This window comes from Actinomadura madurae, from assembly GCF_900115095.1.
In the GTDB taxonomy this organism is placed as follows: domain Bacteria; phylum Actinomycetota; class Actinomycetes; order Streptosporangiales; family Streptosporangiaceae; genus Spirillospora; species Spirillospora madurae.
The window spans coordinates 33529-51815 of the sequence record NZ_FOVH01000007.1 but is presented as its reverse complement, the minus strand read 5'-3'; the positions used below and the strand labels follow the sequence as shown (position 1 = coordinate 51815).

13 protein-coding genes are annotated in these 18287 nt (G+C 68.7%); 7 read left to right on the top strand and 6 right to left on the bottom strand.

Translation table 11 applies throughout. From position 1 onward, the window contains the following. The first annotated feature begins 161 nt into the window (after positions 1-161). The 4 genes from BM339_RS20465 to BM339_RS20450 are packed head-to-tail and all read left to right on the top strand — an operon-like array spanning position 162 to position 4724. Positions 162-1838: an ABC transporter permease gene (locus BM339_RS20465; protein WP_143118530.1), complete on the top strand. Its 1677-nt coding sequence runs from the start codon at positions 162-164 to the stop codon at positions 1836-1838. Next, positions 1831-2979, top strand: a complete 1149-nt coding sequence (locus tag BM339_RS20460) for an ABC transporter ATP-binding protein (protein ID WP_075021883.1) — start codon at positions 1831-1833, stop codon at positions 2977-2979. Before BM339_RS20465 ends, BM339_RS20460 begins: the two co-directional genes overlap by 8 nt. 10 nt (positions 2980-2989) lie before the next feature. After that, a complete protein-coding gene (locus BM339_RS20455) occupies positions 2990-4378 on the top strand; it encodes an acyclic terpene utilization AtuA family protein (protein ID WP_218163709.1) in 1389 nt (462 codons plus the stop codon). Continuing rightward, the gene (locus tag BM339_RS20450) at positions 4371-4724 is read left to right on the top strand and encodes a DUF4387 domain-containing protein (protein WP_075021882.1); all 354 of its coding nucleotides are present in this window, start codon (positions 4371-4373) and stop codon (positions 4722-4724) included. Before BM339_RS20455 ends, BM339_RS20450 begins: the two co-directional genes overlap by 8 nt. 116 nt (positions 4725-4840) lie before the next feature. Here BM339_RS20450 and BM339_RS20445 read toward each other — a convergent pair whose 3' ends face one another. From BM339_RS20445 to BM339_RS20420, 6 genes are all read right to left on the bottom strand, one after another. Next, a complete protein-coding gene (locus BM339_RS20445) occupies positions 4841-5413 on the bottom strand; it encodes an HD domain-containing protein (RefSeq protein ID WP_021592054.1) in 573 nt (190 codons plus the stop codon). A gap of 253 nt (positions 5414-5666) precedes the next feature. After that, a complete protein-coding gene (locus BM339_RS20440) occupies positions 5667-7616 on the bottom strand; it encodes an SseB family protein (protein ID WP_143118528.1) in 1950 nt (649 codons plus the stop codon). A gap of 221 nt (positions 7617-7837) precedes the next feature. Further along, complete coding sequence (locus BM339_RS20435) at positions 7838-8440, bottom strand: hypothetical protein (protein ID WP_075021880.1); 603 nt, start codon at positions 8438-8440, stop codon at positions 7838-7840. Positions 8441-8664: 224 nt separating this feature from the next. After that, positions 8665-9708, bottom strand: coding sequence for an ArsR/SmtB family transcription factor (locus BM339_RS20430; protein ID WP_218163708.1), 1044 nt, complete (start codon positions 9706-9708; stop codon positions 8665-8667). Positions 9709-10189: 481 nt separating this feature from the next. Continuing rightward, the gene (locus tag BM339_RS20425; protein WP_143118526.1) at positions 10190-12157 is read right to left on the bottom strand and encodes a glycoside hydrolase family 9 protein; all 1968 of its coding nucleotides are present in this window, start codon (positions 12155-12157) and stop codon (positions 10190-10192) included. Continuing rightward, a complete protein-coding gene (locus BM339_RS20420; RefSeq protein WP_075021877.1) occupies positions 12154-14268 on the bottom strand; it encodes a bifunctional polysaccharide deacetylase/glycosyltransferase family 2 protein in 2115 nt (704 codons plus the stop codon). The genes BM339_RS20425 and BM339_RS20420 overlap by 4 nt, the downstream gene beginning before the upstream one ends. Before the next feature lie 51 nt (positions 14269-14319). Between BM339_RS20420 and BM339_RS49950 the strand changes: the two genes are divergently transcribed. From BM339_RS49950 to BM339_RS20410, 3 genes are all read left to right on the top strand, one after another. Next, complete coding sequence (locus BM339_RS49950) at positions 14320-14769, top strand: phage tail tape measure protein (protein WP_177287738.1); 450 nt, start codon at positions 14320-14322, stop codon at positions 14767-14769. Positions 14770-15574: 805 nt separating this feature from the next. Then, on the top strand, positions 15575-15697 hold the full coding sequence (locus BM339_RS51520) for a hypothetical protein (RefSeq protein WP_021593765.1): 123 nt from the start codon (positions 15575-15577) through the stop codon (positions 15695-15697). 146 nt (positions 15698-15843) lie between these two features. Then, positions 15844-18060 carry a hypothetical protein gene (locus tag BM339_RS20410; RefSeq protein ID WP_075021875.1) on the top strand — a complete coding sequence of 739 codons (2217 nt, stop codon included), beginning with the start codon at positions 15844-15846 and terminating at the stop codon, positions 18058-18060. Positions 18061-18287: the final 227 nt, after the last annotated feature.

Genomic DNA, 18287 nt, shown 5'->3' with positions numbered 1-18287 from the left:
CGAGGAGAAGTGAAGTGGGTCTCAGATCAGCCTTGACGAATTCACTATAGCAAGTAGCATCTGACGAGATCGACGCCGGCCTGGCTGGAGGAGAGGTCTATGGAGAGGTACACCGGGTGAGCGCGCTCACCGCTCATGGCGGAGCCGTACGGCGGCGTCTGGTGTCCACGGGGGTGTCGCACTACCTGCTGTGGGCCGCGGCGCTCGTGCTGCTCGTCGGTCCCATCGTTCCGGTCGTCGTCGCCTCGCTTTGGTCGACGCCGCTCTATCAGGGCGGCGGCCACCTCACCATCGCCAACTACCGTGACCTCCTCTCCGATCCGGCGTGGTGGACGGCGGTCCGCAACAGCGTGGTCTTCGGGGCGCTGAACACGGTCGGCTCCGTCGCGATCGGCGTGGCCTGCGCGGTGCTGTTCACTCGCACCGACGTCCCGGGGCGCCGTGTCTTCGGCATGCTGCTGCTCCTACCTGTGATGCTGCCCGGCATCGTGCTGATTCTCGGGTGGAGCCTGATGTGGGCGCCCAGCGGGTTCGCCTCGTCCTGGCTGGACCTGCACACCTTCCTGAAGATGCCGATCGACCTCTACAGCGTCCCCGGCATGGCGCTGGTCGGCATCAGCGTGGCCGCGCCGGTGGTCTTCCTGTTCTGCCGCAGCGCGATCGAGGGCATCGACCCGTCGTTCGAGGACGCCGCGCGCACCACCGGCGCGTCGCCGGTCCGGGCGGTGCTCTCGATCAGCGTTCCTCTCCTGCGACCCGCGATCCTCAACTCCTCGCTGCTGGTCTTCGCGCTCTCCATCGAGGTTCTCGGCCTGCCGCTGGTGCTCGGGTTCTCCAAGAACATCGACATGATCTCGACCTACCTCTACGACAACTGGAGCGCGTCGTCGACACCGCGCCAGGGCCTGGTGTCGGCCGGCGCCGTCGTCCTGCTCGCCCTGGTGTCGCTGCTGCTCGTCGCCCGCAACCGGCTCGCCGGCGACCTGAGCCGCTTCACCACCGTCACCGGCAAGCCGACCGAGGGACGCACCGTCAAGCTCGGACCGGCGCGCTGGGCGGTCAGCGCGGTGATCGCCGTCGGCCTCGTCGCCATGGTCCTGGTGCCGCTCTTCGGCGTCGTGCTGTGCGCCTTCACCACGATCTTCACGCCGCTGGTCAACCCCTGGAGCGTGCTCACCACGGCCAACTTCTCGGCGGTCTTCGACAACGAGATCTACACCCGTGCGCTGACCAACAGCCTTCTGATCGCGACCGTCGGCGGCGCTCTCACCACGCTCGTGATCGCCGCGCTCTCGATGGTCGCGCACCGCTCGGAGTTCCGCTTCCGCGGCTCGCTGCAGCGAGGCATGGTCTGGCCCCGCATGATGCCCGGCCTGATCACGGGCATGGCCTTCTTCTGGTCCTTCGTGGTGCTCGACCCGTCCGGCTGGGTCCGCTCGAGCCTGTGGGGCATGGGCATCGCCTTCGCGGTGCGCAGCCTGGCGCTCGGCTACAGCGCCTTCTACCCGGCGCTCGCCGCCATCGGCCGCGACCTGGACAACGCGGCCCGGACGTCGGGCGCGACCTGGTGGCAGGCGATGCGCACCGTTGTGCTCCGGCTCGTGCTCCCGGCGATGGCGGCCTCCTTCGTGCTGCTGTTCGTCTCCATGCTCAACGACGCCGAGCCGGCCGTCTTCCTCGTCACCGACAAGACCCCGGTCCTGGGGCTCACGATGCTGCAGCTCGCAGCGACCAGCACGGGCGGGACCGTCGCCGCCTTTGGAGTGATTCAAATGATCATCACGCTCGTCGTCCTCGGGGCCGGACGCGCCCTCTTCGAGGTGAAGCCCCGTGGCTGAACTCGTCCTCGACGGGCTGACCAAGAGGTTCGGCGACAACGTGGTCCTCAAGGACCTGAGCCTGACCGTCATCGAGGGTGAGATTCTCACCCTCCTCGGCCCCAGCGGTTGCGGGAAGTCCACCACGCTCTGGTCGATCGCCGGCCTCCACCGTCCCGACTCGGGCACCATCCGCTTCGGCGACCAGGTGCTCTTCGACGGCCGCGGCGTTCATCTGGAACCCGAGCAGCGCAACTTCGGCGTCGTCTTCCAGTCCTACGCGATCTGGCCGCACATGTCCGTCGCCGACAACGTCGGCTACCCCCTCAAGCTCCGCAAGGTCGGCAGGAAACAGCGACGCGAGCGGGTGATGGAGGTGCTCGAACTCGTCGAGCTCGATCGCTTGGCCGACCGCTATCCCCACCAGTTGTCGGGCGGTCAGCAGCAGCGGGTGGCGCTGGCCCGCGCGCTCGCGCATCCGCCGCACCTGCTGCTGCTCGACGAGCCGTTCTCCAACCTGGACGCCAAGCTGCGCGACCGCGCACGCGAGTGGCTCAAGGCACTGCAGCGGCAGATCGGCGTCACGACGATCTTCGTCACCCACGACCAGCACGAGGCGCTCTCGATGAGCGACCGGATCGTGGTGATGGAGTCGGGCGTCATCCACCAGATCGGGACGCCGACCGAGGTCTACGAGCACCCGGCGGACCCGTTCGTCGCCGACTTCGTCGGGGCCACCAACCTGCTCGCCGGAGACGTCCTCCAGTTCGGCGCCGGCGGCCGGACCCTGGTGCGGACGGCCGGGATCGCCCAGCCGCTCCAGGTCGCCGCCCCGAGCGCGCCGCCCGGCCCGGTGGCGCTTTCGATCCGGCCCGAGTCCATCCAGATGATGGACGGCGACCGCTCCGGCAGCGGCGTCAACGAAGTGACCGGGAAGGTCGAGTCGGTCTCCTACCTCGGCGACCACTACCGCTACACGCTGCGCGTCGACGGCCTCGCGCTCACGGTCGCGACGCTTCGCCGGGTGGACGCGACCGAGTTGACGGTGGAACTCCCACCCGACGCCCTACGCCTTCTGCCGGCGCCGGAGGCCGGCGACCAGCCCACCGACAACGCGAAACAGGTGCCCGTCCAGGTGCCGACCGAGCGCGGCGAGAGCTAGGAGACGACAGTTGAGTGAAGACGCGCAGACCCCCTCCAAGGTGACGGTCATGTCGCCCACGGGGATGCTCGGAGCCGGGTTCGACCCGGCCGCCGTCGCCCGGGGGCTGGCCCTGGGAGCCGACGTGATCTCGGTCGACGGCGGGTCGACCGACTCCGGGCCCTACTACCTGGGCAAGGGCGTCGCCAAGACGGCCGAGGCCGCGATAGCGCGGGACCTGCGGATCCTGCTCAAGGCCGTGGCCGAGGCGAGGATCCCGCTGCTGGTGGGCTCCTGCGGTACGTCCGGCACCGACTCCGGGGTCGACTGGGTCGCCGGGATCGCCGAGAAGATCCTGCTCGACGAGGGGCTCGATCTGAAGATCGCCCGGATCTACACCGAGCAGACCGCCGAGGACCTCAAGCGCAAACTCGCCGCGGGCGCGATCCATCCGCTCGCGCCGATGGGCCCGCTCGACGCGGCGGTGCTCGGCGAGTGCACGCACATCGTCGGCGTGATGGGCCACGAGCCGTTCGTCGAGGCGATCCGGGCCGGTGCCGACGTCGTCTTCGCCGGCCGGGCCACCGACACGGCGGCCGCGGCGGCGGTCCCCCTGATGCGCGGCATGCCCGCCGCGCCCGCGTGGCATGCCGCGAAGATCGTCGAGTGCGGCGGCCAGTGCACGACCAACCCCCGCAGCAGCGGGGTGATCGCCACCATCGACGTGAACGGGTTCGAGATCGAGCCGCTCGACCCCGGCACCGCCTGCACGCCGATCTCGGTGGCCGCGCACATGCTCTACGAGACCGCCGACCCGTTCTCGATGCGCGAGCCCGCCGGAACCCTCGACGTCACCGACGCCGCCTACGCCGCCCTCGACGACCGGCGCGTGCGGGTCGAGGGCTCGCGGTTCCTGGAGGCCGACCAGCTCACCGTCAAGCTCGAGGGCGCCAGGATCTGCGGCTACGAGACGATGTCCTTCGTCGGCATCCGCGACCCCGAGATCGTGGCGCGCATCGACGAGTGGTCGGCGTTCATGGACCGGGCCCTGACCGATCGCGTCCAGCAGACCATCGGTCTCACGCGCGAGCAGTTCGACTACGACCTGCGCCTCTACGGCCACGACGCGGTCCTCGGCGCCATCGACCCCGACCGGCGCCCGGTTCGCGAGGTCGGCGTGATGCTCCTGGTCAACGCCGCCGACCAGGCCACCGCCACCGCGGTCGCCAAGGTCGCCAACCCCTTGATGCTCCACCTGCCGCTGCCGGACATGGCCTACCTCCCGAGCTTCGCCTTCCCGACGTCGCCGGCCGAGGTCGAGCGGGGAGCGAAGTACGAGTTCGTGCTCAACCATGTCGTCGACGTCGACACCGAGTCCGAACTGTTCCGCATGCACCTTGAAGAGGACGTCCATGCCTGAGACCCCGCGCCCCCGCCTGGCCGACTACGCGTTGGAGGTGAGGTCGAAGAACGCCGGCCCATTCTGGGTGACCCTCGAGGCCTTCATGCGCGACGAGGCGGGCTACCGCATCGCCTCCGACGCCGTCTTCCTCAACGAGGAGGTGGTCGGCCGGCTCTACGGCATTCCGGCTCGCGACATCCGGATCTTCCGGATCGCCTCGCTCAACGTCGTCAAGATCTCCTTCCCGCGGCCGGTGTCCCAGGCGAGCCTGCACGACCGGGACGTCCACGCCGGCCAGCACCACGTGCCCCTCGCCATGCTCGAGGTGCCCGACCGGCTGCTGGCGGAGAGCGCCCGGCCCTGAGCAGGTCCGGAATGATCCACGCGGACCGGCACGGGACCGTCGTGATCCCCTTCGCCCTCGTCGACAGCGGGCCTGCCCCCTGTGGGGGACAGGCCCGCTTTCGCGTTCCCGGGCGTCTACTTCTTGATGTTCAGCGGGACCCCGTGAACCAGGTTCAGCGCGTCGGAATCGAGGTAGTCGACGTAATGGACGATCACCGCCTCCCATGTCTGCGGGAGATACCGCGAGGTGGTCGTGTGGACGATCACGTTGTGCACCATCTCCAGCGGCAGGCCCTTCTCCCACATCTTGTGCGCCCCGAAGAAGCCGTGCTGGATCAGATGCCCGAAGCGTGAGGCCTGCCCACCGCTCTCCGACGGCTCGAACTCCAGGAGCTTGCTGACATCGTGCAGGTTGGCGGCCGCGATCAGCAGGTCACGGTCGAACGCGATGCCCTGGACCCGCTCCGCCACCTCGGCCACCGCCACGGCCATCTGCGTCACCGACCGGGTGTGGTCGACCAGAGTCACGCTGGCCGGAACCTTGTAGGGATGCTTGGGCACCTGCGAGACCGCGTCCCAGCCGCTTTCCTCCAGCACCTCCAGCCAGATCTCCACGACCGACTCCCGCAGCGCCTCGTCGCCGATGTCCCGCAGCTCGGGGAAGGTCTCAAGGACCCCCTCGGCGCTGGCCTTGGGTGCGTCAGGCATACAAGCCCCCTCCAGATGATTGCGATATGCAATAGCATAGAGCAGGGCGCGGCTTGCGTCACAGAGGCGCCGAGAGAAGCAGAAGCGGTGGAGCCCGTCACGCGCTGGTGGTGGGTCACACCAGTGCGTGCGGCACGTAATTCGGGGGCCTCGTGACCGGGAGTCCCGCGAAGGCTCGTTCAGGCGGATCGGATGGTGGTCCAGAGCAAGCCGTCGAAACGAGGCATGCAGCGGCCCTTGGAGCTTTAGCCCGTCATGCATCTCCTTCTCTGTGTCGGCGGTGTTGCTCATTGACGATGCGGTGGCGCTCCGTCGTCGCGTGGCCTGCCTTATGCACTACCTGGTCCGGCACGCGGGGGCAGGTATACCCGGCTTCCCGGATGGTCAGGTAGAAATCGGGTTCCGGAGCGATTCCATAGATCTCCAGGTAGTACTCGGTTCCGTCACTCCACACCCAACGGCCGTCGGTACGCGTGCTCATGGGTACCGCCTGCCGCCTCGCCGGGTCGAGGAGATCGGCTGTGAAGCCGGGTACGAGCATGACCGGCGTGCCCCCGCGCAGGTAGTCCAGAATCCTTTGCCGTTCCTGCGGATCGTCGATCCTGCTGCGCTCCGGGGCAAGGACCCCTTGTCCGTCCTCGCCGATGTCATCCACCAGCCGCGCGAACCGGAATCCGTCGATCTCCGAGGGTGCGTCGCCCCGGAAGACACGAGAGGGGCCGGTTCTGCTTTCCTCCGACTGGGCCGTGCGGGCATCTGCGGTTTGGCTCGCGGTTCCAGGGAGGATCTTCTCCATGATCTCGCGTACCCGCCCGAACAGACTCACTGGAATCTGGAACTCTGATGCACTGTCCGGATTGATCACCAGCCCGATGTCGGGATGACGCCAGCCCCCCACCAGATTCCAGAAGCGGCGCTTCACAGCGGCTGTGGGATCGATGTCCGGACCGGCCATTACGGCAGCGCGCTCGGCTGAGGTGTACGCGCGTACAAGACCGTTGTTTCCGCGGTGTGTGACGATGAAGTCGCGCTGCGGTCCCTTGACCGGGAGCCAGACCTTCATGCCCAGCAGTTCTCTGACGCATTGCACGTAGTTCTCGTCCTGACGTGCTCGTATATAACGGGTCTCTTGCGGGTCCTCGCTGTCGGTGTGCAGGGCTATGCGGCCTGAAGGCCTTATGTCAGGAAGCAGTTCAGCGGTCCACCACGTCGTATCGGTGAAGACGTGCAGTGTGTTGCGGTGCTCGTGCCAGGAGTACGCACCGAGTTCAGCGTCGTCGGGCAGGCTCAGCCGGTATTGGGGGCCCGGCCGCGGCGGCGCATCGGCGAGGTCAACGACCGTGAGCAGGTCATGCTCCCCATGCTGTCCGCCTACCAGCACCACCGCCGGGCCCACCGGCACCGCCGTGCCACCTGACGTGTCTTCCAGGGCCCATCCCTCAAGACGGCCGGCCTCCTCGAATTGGACGACCAGGTCCTCGCGTCCGTTGTGGTAAGTCACCCAGGCGGTCGTTCCCACCAGGGTGAATCCGCAGGCCTCGACTGGAAGAGGCCACGCGGTTCCCACGGGAAACCTCCGATCGATTGCCAGACCGTCGGTGAATCGGGCTAGGCCCCGCTGCCCGATCGGCTCCGGCCCTTCTGGACCGCCCCAGCCGAAGTTCCCGTAAATTCCCTCGTCGCCGTAGCCGACCCAGATGCCATCGCCGACATCCGTGCGGATGCGCTCGATGCCGTCGCCGAGTGTTCCTGTCGCCCGCAGGTGCCCCTGCTTGTCGTAGATGGCGGCATTGTGCTCCGGCCCTTCACCGCCGCGATGTCGGCAGCGTGCGCCGACCACGAGGACCCGGTCGCCGGAGAGCACCTGCACCAGTGGCACAGCCAGGTCCGTCTGCAGCGGGACGACGATCGGCTTCCGTCCGTACCGGACGAAACGTGCGGTGACCGGCCGGGGCAGTTTGGTCCGCGGTGCGCGCACGCCGTTCGCCCAGACGTCCTTGGCGAACAGTTCCTCGTGTTCCGCAGGCTGCGCCCACAACGCCACCGCGTCGCCCAGCGGCGAAACGGAGACGTCGATGAGCACGTCACCGTCCATGGGCGGCTCGAGTTTCCCGCGATGTTGCAACTCCGCAGTCGGCAGTTCGAGGATTTCTTCACGACGCGCTCGTATCTCCGCTGCCCGCCGGGTCTCCCTGTCGTCCATGATGGTGTCCCTAACCTTGCATTCTCGATTATTCCAGGTCACCGTGGGTGAACGCCCGGCGTGCCTCCAAGCCGGCCACCGCCGCCGGAACGGGGATCTCCTGCACAGCGTCCGGGTCCTGAACGAGCACACCACCGCCGAATTCAAATAACGCCGGCATGTCTCTGTAGCACAGCGCCCTCAACGGGATCCAGAAGTGATCATTAGTGGGAAAACCTCCGCTAAAGCCAACCGGCGAAGATTGCGAAGGCGCCGGCGGCCAATGCAATGAGCACGAGCTCGGCGATGAAGACGCGTCCGGGGATCGTAGAATCAGCCGTCTCCGACGTGTCCGCTTCGCGCGGGCGCCGGAAAGACAGTGCGGCGGCCACAACACATCCGAACAGGACGAGTACGCCGGTCCCGGCGGCGGTGACCAGGGTCAGATCGAGGACGATCACACTGGTTCCCGGGCGGCCGTACACCCGGCTGCCAAATGCTTTCGCCTCACCGACGAACTTCGGGTCTCCAGCCGAAGTACGGTCGATTTCATCTGAGCTCGCGTACAGCGTGCCACTGCGCGTCCGCCCGTCGACCGTCCAGGTCGCACCATCACACTTGCCGGTGCTCCTGCCCACGCTCCCGCCTCTGACGAGGGTCTCGATCTCGCAGGAGCTGTGGATTTCGACAGCGGTGGATGCCCCGAACGCATAGGCGGCCCCCCACCCCAATGGTCTGTTCGCGCCGGGGAGGAGGAAGAAGAAGACTGCGAACGCCACCCCGACGACAGCCAGATTGCGCCCGGCCAAATCGAACAAGCCATCCCAGCCCCGCCCTCGTCGCATCGCGTCTCCTCGTGCGTGTCCGGCACGGGCCGTCCAAGCCCTGTTTCAGCGGGCGGCCCGGCGGATGGTGAGTTCGTTCCGTGACCCATCGCCGGGCCGGCCAGGAACTCTCAAGGTCGGCGTGCTGCACAAGCCCCTGATTCCGCCGTTGCCCGGTGAGATGTGGCCTCAGTCTGCTTATGAGGTAGCACGGCCGCGAGCGATTTCGGTCCAGACCGAAATCGTCAGTCCCACTGGGGAGCCGGCGGAATTTCGCCCAGCAGCAGCGCGGTGCCAAGTGGTGTGAGCGTATGGACCACGTACCCGCCGACCCGCTGGCTGTGCGCCAGGTCGGCGTCCCTGAGTACTCCGATGTGCTCGCTGGCCGACGCCGGCGAGATGCCCAGCCGCCGGGCCAGTTCGCCGGTTGTCGCCGTGGTCTCCAGCGCAGCCAGCACACGGGCACGCGTGCGGCCGAGTAGCGCGGCAAGAGCCTCCGGAGTGCGGGCTCGGGTGACGGCGGGGGCCCATGACGTCGGGTGTTCGACCGGGTAGACCAAGGTCGGTGGCAACTCCGGGTCTGCCAACGACACGGGGATGCGCCAGCAGAAATGCGAAGGGATCAGGCGCAGACCCCGGCCGTTCAGGTGGATTTCCAGGGGCATCGGATAGCGCACATGCAGGACGGGTGGTCGCCAGTCCATCATCGGCCGGAAGGAGTGGAGCAGCCCGTGGACGCCCCTGTCGCGCAGTGCGCGGGTACGTATGGCTCGATCGGTCTCGGTGGTCATCGCCGGCTCGGCCCAGCCGGGCGCGATGATCGTGCGATACACCACCCGGAACGCCTCCGCGACGTCCTCCAGTCGCTGCTTGTCAGTGGCCAACTGCTCGCACCAGGTGGGCAGTCGGCGCCTCTGCGCGGCTCGAGCCAGTTCATGTTTCATCCTTCGCTGCGGCGTCGACCGCAGGGCCTCCAGGCCTGCTTCAAGCCCGTCGGCCGACTCGGAGGGGGTGAGGAGGTCCGGCCAGTAACTCGCTCGTGCCGGGGCGAGAGCGGACAGCATCTGCGCTGCACCGAGCACGCCCTGTTCCCCCAACGCCTCCCGGGCACGGCGCCGCCAGGGCGTGAAGACCGGTAGACCAGGACCTGGCGCGCTCAGTTGATGCAGCCCGAGCAACGTTTCCCACAAGGGGTCCAACGTCGTGGCCACGTGAACTCGCGCAAGATCCCGATCCGTGAAATGAACACGCAGCACTTCGACCTCCGAATGCCCAGCTGCGATGACCACGCTAGTGAACGAGGTCGCGTCCTGGTATGGGCCACGGCACCTGGAGTCTTCACGGAGGTGAACGGGTGAAAGTGGTTTCGGCGGCCTCGGCGTCAGAGATCCATCGTCCGGCTCCGGCGCCGCCGCCCAGGCCGGCCTTCCGGAACGGCCGCCGTGCTGCTGCCCATCGGCCTCCGGCCCCGGCTGCTCAGACCAGTCCGGCCGCGCATTCCTCATCGAAGACGGCGTTCTGAAGTGGAGTTCGCCAGGTTCGGTGAAGTTCGTGCTGTACCCCGGCTTTCGCGATGATGCCGAGGGCGGGAACGCCGTGTTGCTGCCGTGGCGGGCGAGGCCATGGAGGCGGCGGCGCTGGTCCTGGTGGGCAATATATGGGGTGGCCCCATTGTTGGGCTGCTGCTTTGGCGGGGGGCATGGGGTGACGGCGGGGACCTGGACCGTTTACCGGAGCACAGCGTCTCAGGTCAATTGGTCAGCTCCCGTTTCACCTGCGTCTGGGGCGTCTGGTCGGTGGGGCGAGGGTGGTTGCTAGGGCTGTTGTGAGGATCGCTGCGGCGGTGTAGTCGTCCGCTGGTTCGATGCTCTGCCAGGCGCCGATCTGGTCGATGTACCGGCTGCCGCGTCCGTCGTACTGGGCGAAACCGGGGACCGCGCAGGGCCGCATGTCGTCGAGTACGTCCGTGTTCCGGAAGGCCGCGGCGGCGTTGGGGCCGTTGACGACGGCTCCTTCGAGGACGGCGCCCTCGGTCAGGTTGGCGACCTGGTGCTGGGGGCAGCGCGGATAGCTGGTCCCGGCGCCGATGACGAACGACGATCCCCACGCGTTCGCGCCGAGGGCCCAGCCGCGCTGCCCGGTGCCGATCGCGTCGTAGGATGTGTCGCCGCTCACCCGGCGGTAGAGCAGGGCGGTGCTGGCCAGGCCGAAGCTGGTCGCGGCCGAGTCGGAGACGGTTGGATCCGCGGCCGCCCCGAACGGATCGCGGGTGGCCTTCGCGGTGGCGGCGTCGAGCCGTTGCTTCAGGGCCGCCACCAGTTCGTCCCGGCCGATGCCGAGGTTCGAGGCGCTCTGGTCGAGGGCTTCGATTAAGTCGGTGTGGGCCAGCACGCTGACATCGCTGATGCCCAAAGGCCCTTGCTCGACCGATCCGAGGACGGTGGCGGCCCAGTGCGCCGCCTGGCGGAGCCAGCCGTCGGCCCGGCGATCCCCGAGGGCCCGTGCCGCCCGTGCCAGTTCCACCGCCCCGAATTCCAGGTCGTCTGCCCAGGACGTCTCTGGGTAGAACTCGTGCGGGAAGGTGGTGACGAGGCCCCCGCCGGGAGCGGTGTCCGCGCGGGCATAGATGCTCGCCGCCCGTTCCAGTGCGCGGCGGGCGGCCCCGGGATCGTCCCGGGCGCGGATCTGCGCCGCGAGCGCGAACGCGGCGGCGACGCGGCCGGCGAGGTTCGGGCTGATCCGCGCGCCCGGGGCGGCCGCGCGGAAGACGGGGCGGTACCGCAGCAGGTATCCGGGGTCGCCGCGTCCGACCCGCCGCATGTCGTCGCTTTCCGGCAGCCGCCAGACATCGTGGTCGGCGAGGTACCCGGTACCGCCGATGCCGATGCCGACCTGCGCGTACAGGGTGCCGGTCCGCTCGTCCCACATCTTGTCCAGCCACTTCAGGCCGTGGTCGGCCTCGGCCGCCAGCGCCGGCTCGGACGGCACCGCGCGGTAGGCGTAGTAGAGGACGGCGGTGGAGTAGGACGCGGTGGTGGTGAACTTCAGGAAATCGCCCGCGTCCGCCCAGCCGCCGGACACATCGACGGTCGCGGCGCCGGGCACCGGGACGAGCCCGCCCACCAGTTCACCGTTGCGATGGCGCGGCGGCCGGTACACGGTGGCCGCGCGGTCCGCCAGATGGGACGGCCGGCGGCCGAGCACCGACGGAACGACGTCGGGGCCGTCCCGCTGGGCCTGGAAGAACCGCAGCAGCCGGGGCAGCAGCGGCCCGAGCACCTCCGCGGCCGGGCCGACCCGGAACCAGGGGGAGTGCGCCCGCACGCCGGGGCCGCTGACCGCCACGCGGTAGGTGCCCCGATCCGTCAGCCGGGTGAGATCCAGGACGCGCACGGACGGGAAGGCCGCGTTCCACGAGCCGGTGCGTCGTCCGGGGGTCCCGGTGAGGACGGTCCGACCCCTGGCGTTCTCGACCTTGAAGCGGATCCGCCCGGTCGGCGCCGTCATCAGATATGCCCGCTTGGAGTCGTCCGGAAGGTAGCCGACCTGGTCGAGGCGTATTCGGGCGCCCCGGTCCGGCCCCGCCGGCCCGGGCGGGGCCGGCGAGGCCGAGTACGGCGGGCGCGGGCCCGGCGGGCCCGCGCCGCCCGAGGTGTGGCAACACGGTACGGCGAGCAGGGCGGCGCCGCCCAGGATGAGCGGAACGGACCTGCTGCGGTTCCCCATCGGAGGCGTCACGAACGGTTCTGGCTGACGAGGGCGTCCAGGCCGCCGGTGCGCTGCAGCTTGTGCCAGCCGAGCCGGATGCCGCCGGCCGCTGTGATGATCGACTGGATGAGGACCGCGTACATGAGCTGCCGGTAGACGATCTGCTGGACGGGCAGCGCCCACAGTACGCGCGCCTTCTCGCGGTCCAGGCGGAAGGCGTAGGAAGCGCCCGCCAGCTGGACGCCGAGGACGGCACACCAGGCGGCGATCGTCTTGACCGGGTCGAGGAACAGGATGCCGTAGACGAGCAGGACGTCCACGAGCGGCGCGAGCAGCGGCAGCGTCACCTGGAACAGGGCGAGATGCGCCAGGCCCCAGCGCCCGAACCGCCCGGACGAACCGCGTTCGAACACCGCGCGCCGATGCTTCCACATCGCCTGCATCGTCCCGTACGACCAGCGGTACCGCTGCCGCCACAGCTGGCCGATCGTGGAGGGCGCCTCGGTATAGGCGACCGCGGACGGCTCGCACACCACCCGCCATCCGGCGCGGATGAGCTCGATGGTCAGGTCGGTGTCCTCGGCGAGGGTGGCGTCGCTGACCCCGCCGACCCTGCGCAGGGCCGACCGGCGGAACGCCCCGACCGCGCCCGGAACGGTCGGCATGCAGCGCAGCAGGTCGTACACGCGGCGGTCGATGTTCGTACCGATGACGTACTCGATGTGCTGCCACCGGCCGAGCATCGAGTTCCTGTTGGCGATCTTGGCGTTGCCGGCCACCGCGCCGACCCGCCGGTCGGCGAACGGCTGGACGAGCCGGCGCACGGTGTCGCGGGTGAACACGGTGTCGCCGTCCATCATCACGACCAGGTCGCAGCGGGCCGCGGCGATCCCGGCGTTGAGGGCGGAGGGCTTGCCGCCGTTCGGTTTCCGGATCACCCGCACGCCCGGCAGGGCGAGCGACTCGGCGACGTCGGCGGTGCCGTCCGTGGAGCCGTCGTCCACGACGATCACCTCGACCGGATGGGTGCCGCGGACCAGGGACCGGATCGTGTCGGCGATGCACTCCTTCTCGTTGTAGGCGGGGACGACCACGGACACGGGTTCGGTCACGGGCGGCCCCCAGGACCATCGCCCCGGGCGCCGGATGCGTGCGTGCCGGCGGGCCACCACCACCATGAGCAGCAGCCGCACGACCATCAGCGCCCCCACCATCAGCAGGATCAGGGCCAGGACGGAGACGACGGCGCCCGCGACCCCGACGATGCCGACCAGGAGGACGCCGCGCCAGTGCTGGCCGCGCGCGGCGGGCGGGTTCGCCTGCGACTCGCCGATGACCTCCGCGGTGGTCGCGAAGCGGTAGCCCTGCGCGCGCAGCCGCGGGATCAGCCGTTCCAGCGCGGCGACGGTGCGGGACCGGTCGCCGCCCGCGTCGTGCATCAGGATGACCTCGCCGCGGTGGCCGGCCGGGGTGGAGTTGGCGACGATCCGGCTCACCGGGGGACGCTGCCAGTCCTTGGAGTCCAGCGTGGTGAGGACCGTGGTGTAACCGTCGTCGCTGAGGCCCCGCAGCACCCTCCACTGGTTGTCGTCGACCGCGTCCGCCGTGGAGGAGTAGGGCGGCCGCGCGAGCGCGCTGGTCACGCCCGTCGCTCCGGCGAGCGCGAGCTGGCTCTGCGACAGCTCCATGCCGAACCGCCAGCCGGGCACCGTGGAGAGGTCGGAATGCGTGAACGTGTGCAGTCCGATCTCGTGGCCCGACCTGTGCATGCGCTCGACGATGCCGGCGTGCTCGGTCACCTTGGAGCCGACGACGAAGAACGAGGCGTGCACCTTGTGCCGGTCGAGTACATCGAGGATCTTCGGCGTCCACTCCGGGTCGGGACCGTCGTCGAAGGTGAGGATGACCGTCCGGTCCGGTACGCGGAACTGCCATCGCTTCGCGCCGGCGCCGATGATGGGCCCGCCCGCCCGGACGTTCTGCGGGACCGTCGCCGAGTTGCCGGGCGGGGCCGCGTTCCCGTCCGCGCCGAATTCCGCGTTCACCAGGCCGTGGGCGAACAGCACGCAGGCGAAGGCCAGGGACGCCATGACCGTCAGCAGCCATCGTGGACGCAGGGGCGTGAGGACGGCCGCCTTCACCCCTGGGCTCCGGCCGCGGGCGCGGTCGGGTCGCTTCCGGCGACGGAGGGCGTGGCGGCCGCCGCCTGCGGTTCGGCCTCGACGGTGTCGCGCCGCTCGTCCACGCCGGCCGGGTCGCCGGTCTCCGGAGGACTCGCGGGCGGGCTCGGCGAGTCCGTCGGCGGCGTCGCCGGCGGAGTGCCGCCCGACCGGCTCGGCGGTGTGGCCGGCGAGCTGGTCGGGGCCTGCGGCCCGGTGCGCCGCCCATCGGGTTTCGACGGGGACGGCACGGCCCCGGAGGGCGTGCTCCCGGACGCCCGGGGCGCCGTCGGCGGAGCTCCGGGCGTCCGGGCGGGCCAGGAGGGCCGGGGCGGCGGAAGCGCCCCGGGGCCGTCGTCGGGCGGCGGCCGGTGCTTCGAGCTCGGCGTGACCTTGGTCTCGCCGCCCCCGACCATTTTCGGCAGCAGCGTCTGCGGGCTGACCGGTCCGCCCATCAGGCTGATGCCGATCATGATCGAGTAACCCCCGCACACGGCCGCGGCCGCATAGCCGAGCCGGCGCAGGCGCCTGCGGCGGCGCCCCGTCACATCCACGAAGACCGGCGAAGCGGAACGGTCCCTCGAATCGATCATTTCTTGCTTGTCGGGCATTTTGCTACTCCCCAGGAAACAGTTCCCCCTGTGCGGAAACCTAGCAGCAGAACACCATTCGAATTGCCATTGGCGGCCGCATCTCCGGGTTTTCCACGTGTGCCTGGGATGCATTTGATCCACGGCCACTTCTGGACGGTCACTACCTGTATCCGCCGTCCTGGCCTGGGGATCTTCCCAGGTCAGCGTCCTATTGCGGTGACACTCCGGACATAGCCGAACTTGAGGACGTTCTTCGTTCAGAGTAATAAAGAGGGGATTTTCGAAGATCCATTAGCGGCATTCCTCGTTCCGCCTCCTCCAGGTGCGGTGGCCGGAACGGGCCAAGGGTCCGCGAACATTTAGAAGCGGATTCCAATAAAGTGCCGCATCATCGTGGGCATCGGGTCGGTCGCCCCGGGCTCTCGAACCGCCCGCTGAGGAACTCGGGCCGCGGCCAGGGCCGGACCCGAAGCTGAAGAACGCTCAGAACCGGAAGGTCCTGACCACGGTTAGCACCCTGGTCGATACCTAAATCGACACCCTGTTGCATGACGCCTCGGCGTCTGGTTCTGCCTGGTGCGCGCGGACACATAGGCGGACGGGATGCGCGGTCTGGGGGCTCGCGTCCGCCGAGCCGCGGGCGGTGAGGGAACTGCGGGCGAGCGTCCGGGCTCTCTACCAGCCTTCGACCCGAAGTGCGATACCAGCACATTGACGCCCTGCTCGCAGATCAGGACGGCCGGCGGCAGGTGATCGAGTGGAAGCTGATCACCATTATGTGGTCGGACCCGATGCGGGTGGAGATCTCCATCCGGTAGGGCCGGACCGGGGCGAGAGTCGATGGAACCGGGGGAGTGATCTCCCGGTCTGATCATGACGGGGTCGCCGGTAGGCACGCTGCGGGATGCTGACCTCGCCAAGGATGAGTCTTGACCCCGAGGCTGTGGACGGGCAGTAGTTCTCGATGGAGAAACAAGAGAGTCTCGAGTACGACCTCTCGGATGAGAGCGCCGACACCGGTCCGGAGGACAGAGCGCCCGAGCTCAGGGCGCCGCAATTTGAGGCCGTGGTGGTGTTGCTGAGGCGGCACCTGCTGGCGAACCTTGCCTCACTGCTGGTGCCGACAGTACTGGTCAACGTTGCTCTGGTGATTCTGGTCGGAACGGTCTCCCTGCTGGTTCTAAACGACCGGTTCCTGATCATCGATGGCCGGCTTGAGACGTACGAGGCCACGAGAGGCCTTATGGTCGCGGCCTTCGTGGCGGCCTTGGTATTCGCAACGGCTCACCTGGCCTTGGTAGCGATGGCCGTGGCCGTGACGGCGGGTTCGCTGCTGGGCCGCCCCCTTCGTCCAGGGCGGGCGGCGAGTCTGGTGTTGCGGCGGTCCGGCTCCCTGCTGGTGCTCTTCACCGTGTTGGTGGTCATCGCAGCGCTGTCGCTCATGCTGGCCGGCTTTGTCGCCGCCAAGACGGGACATTCGTGGACCGGCCTGATCGTTCTGGGCCTGGTCATGGTGGTTCTGTGGAGGCTGCCGCTGACCGTCGCGACCGTGGTCCTTGAAGGGACGGGGCCGTTCAAGGCGTTCCCCCGGACCCTGGAGATCGTCGAGGGCAGGCGAGGGCGCATGTTCGTGCGCTTGATGGCGGTCGTGGTCGCCCTGCCACTGCTTCCCGGAGCCTGTGCGTCGTGGCTCGTTGCACGGGTCAGTGGAGACGAGCTCAACTTGGTCCAGATCACCGTGACCATCACCTGTGGTGCCGTGGGCGCAATCCTGCAGGGGACGGCTCTGACGGTGGTCGCCCTGGACCAGTGGTGGCCGGACGAACCTTCCTCTGCTGCTTTCAAGGGTGGGGGATCGCGCGTCGTCCCGTCCGCGATACCTCTCAGACTGGTCACCTCACAGTTCCCCGAGGGCGCCTCGGTACCGCCGCGGCGCCGTGCGCGCACACTGCTCCTGGCGGCGCTGACACTTCCGGCGCTGGTCGCACCCGGATTTCTCTCTGAGAAGTATCCGCAGGTCAATCCGCAAGGGATTGCAGATCTTCAAGAGCAGCCCGTTCGCTCCGATGCCGTTTCCCACCAGATCCTGCCCGGTCCCTTGCTGGGAGGCGGTGGCGCGCTGATGTGGCCGACGTCCGGCGGCCGAGCTCGGCTCTGTGCTGATCTGGACTGCACGCGGAGCACGTCCGTGTCCACATTCCCCGGCGATGTCGGTGTTGTTCCGACGTATGCGGTCCTACCGGACGGGAGCTGGGTCTTCGTCCAGCGGTGGGATAAGGGGAGCAGGGGAGATCAGCTCAAGCTCAGGCGGTGCACGGCCCAGGGATGCATCGATCCGGATGAGGCTCCGGTCCTGTTGAGCGGAGACTTCGAAGCCGTGACCGTCGGTATCACCTCCTCTCAGCAGGGCGCGCTGGTCGCGGTTTTCGACAAAACGGAGCGGCGGGATCGGCAAGGGACGTTGCATCTGCTGCGCTGTGCCGACCTCGCCTGTGCCGAGTCCCGGACTCTGACGGAGGTCGCGGTCCCGGAACATGATTACCCCGACCACGAACAGGTCGTGGTCGCCGTCGGCGCGGGAGGCCGTCCGGTCGTCGCCTACCAGGACTACTGGTCGGGCGCCGTCACCCTTCTCAGTTGTAGTGACCCCGACTGCCGGAACACGGTCGTGCGACACCCGGTCGCCCCGAGTTCGCCACGATGGCGTCAAGGAGAGACATCGCGGCCGAACCGCTTCTATTGGATGGGCGGCGTCGAGATGGCGGTCCCGCAGGACGGCCGGCCGGTCTTCGTCTACCGGGACGCGAAAACCGGAAGCGCGCGTTTCGCGCGTTGCCGTACTCCCGACTGCGCCACGGTCGACGCCCGCACGCTCACCGGCCGGCTCCCCTCCGACGCGCCGGATCTGGTTCTGGGACCGGACGGGCTGCCGTTGATCGCCACCTTCGATACGTCCCGCAGGAGGGCCGTCCTGATCGCCTGCAAAGTGGCCGACTGTTCTGCTCGGGATACCGTCGACCTCGGTGCGTTCTCGGCCGGTTTCCTACCAGGCACCCTTGATGTGACCGTGGGGCGGGACGGCCGCCCGCGGGTGCTCTGGCACGGCAGGCCAGCTGACGGGAAGCGGGCCGATTTCCGTACTTTCCTACTGACATGCCGCGAGGCCCGCTGCGGCGCGTAGTGCCCGAGCCCTGCTCACCACGAGAACGAGCGCAAAAGGACACGGGGCATGTGTCGATGTGTGCCACCCGTCGGTTCCAAGACCACCGGCCCGAACAACTCCGGCGAGGATTGCAGACGGGGCCATGTCGGCCACGCAGTCTCCGCCCAGTGTGTGCGCCACCCCCAGATCCGCCGCGACCTTCCTAGAGATCGTGCAATGCCCGCGACACACGCCACCGCGAAAGC

Bases quoted from the DNA above. Each gene is read 5' to 3' on its own strand.
- BM339_RS20450 (WP_075021882.1), top strand. From the start codon at position 4,371: ATGCCTGAGACCCCGCGCCCCCGCCTGGCCGACTACGCGTTGGAGGTG.
- BM339_RS20445 (WP_021592054.1), bottom strand. From the start codon at position 5,413: ATGCCTGACGCACCCAAGGCCAGCGCCGAGGGGGTCCTTGAGACCTTC.
- BM339_RS20440 (WP_143118528.1), bottom strand. From the start codon at position 7,616: ATGGACGACAGGGAGACCCGGCGGGCAGCGGAGATACGAGCGCGTCGT.
- BM339_RS20435 (WP_075021880.1), bottom strand. From the start codon at position 8,440: ATGCGACGAGGGCGGGGCTGGGATGGCTTGTTCGATTTGGCCGGGCGC.
- BM339_RS20410 (WP_075021875.1), top strand. From the start codon at position 15,844: ATGGAGAAACAAGAGAGTCTCGAGTACGACCTCTCGGATGAGAGCGCC.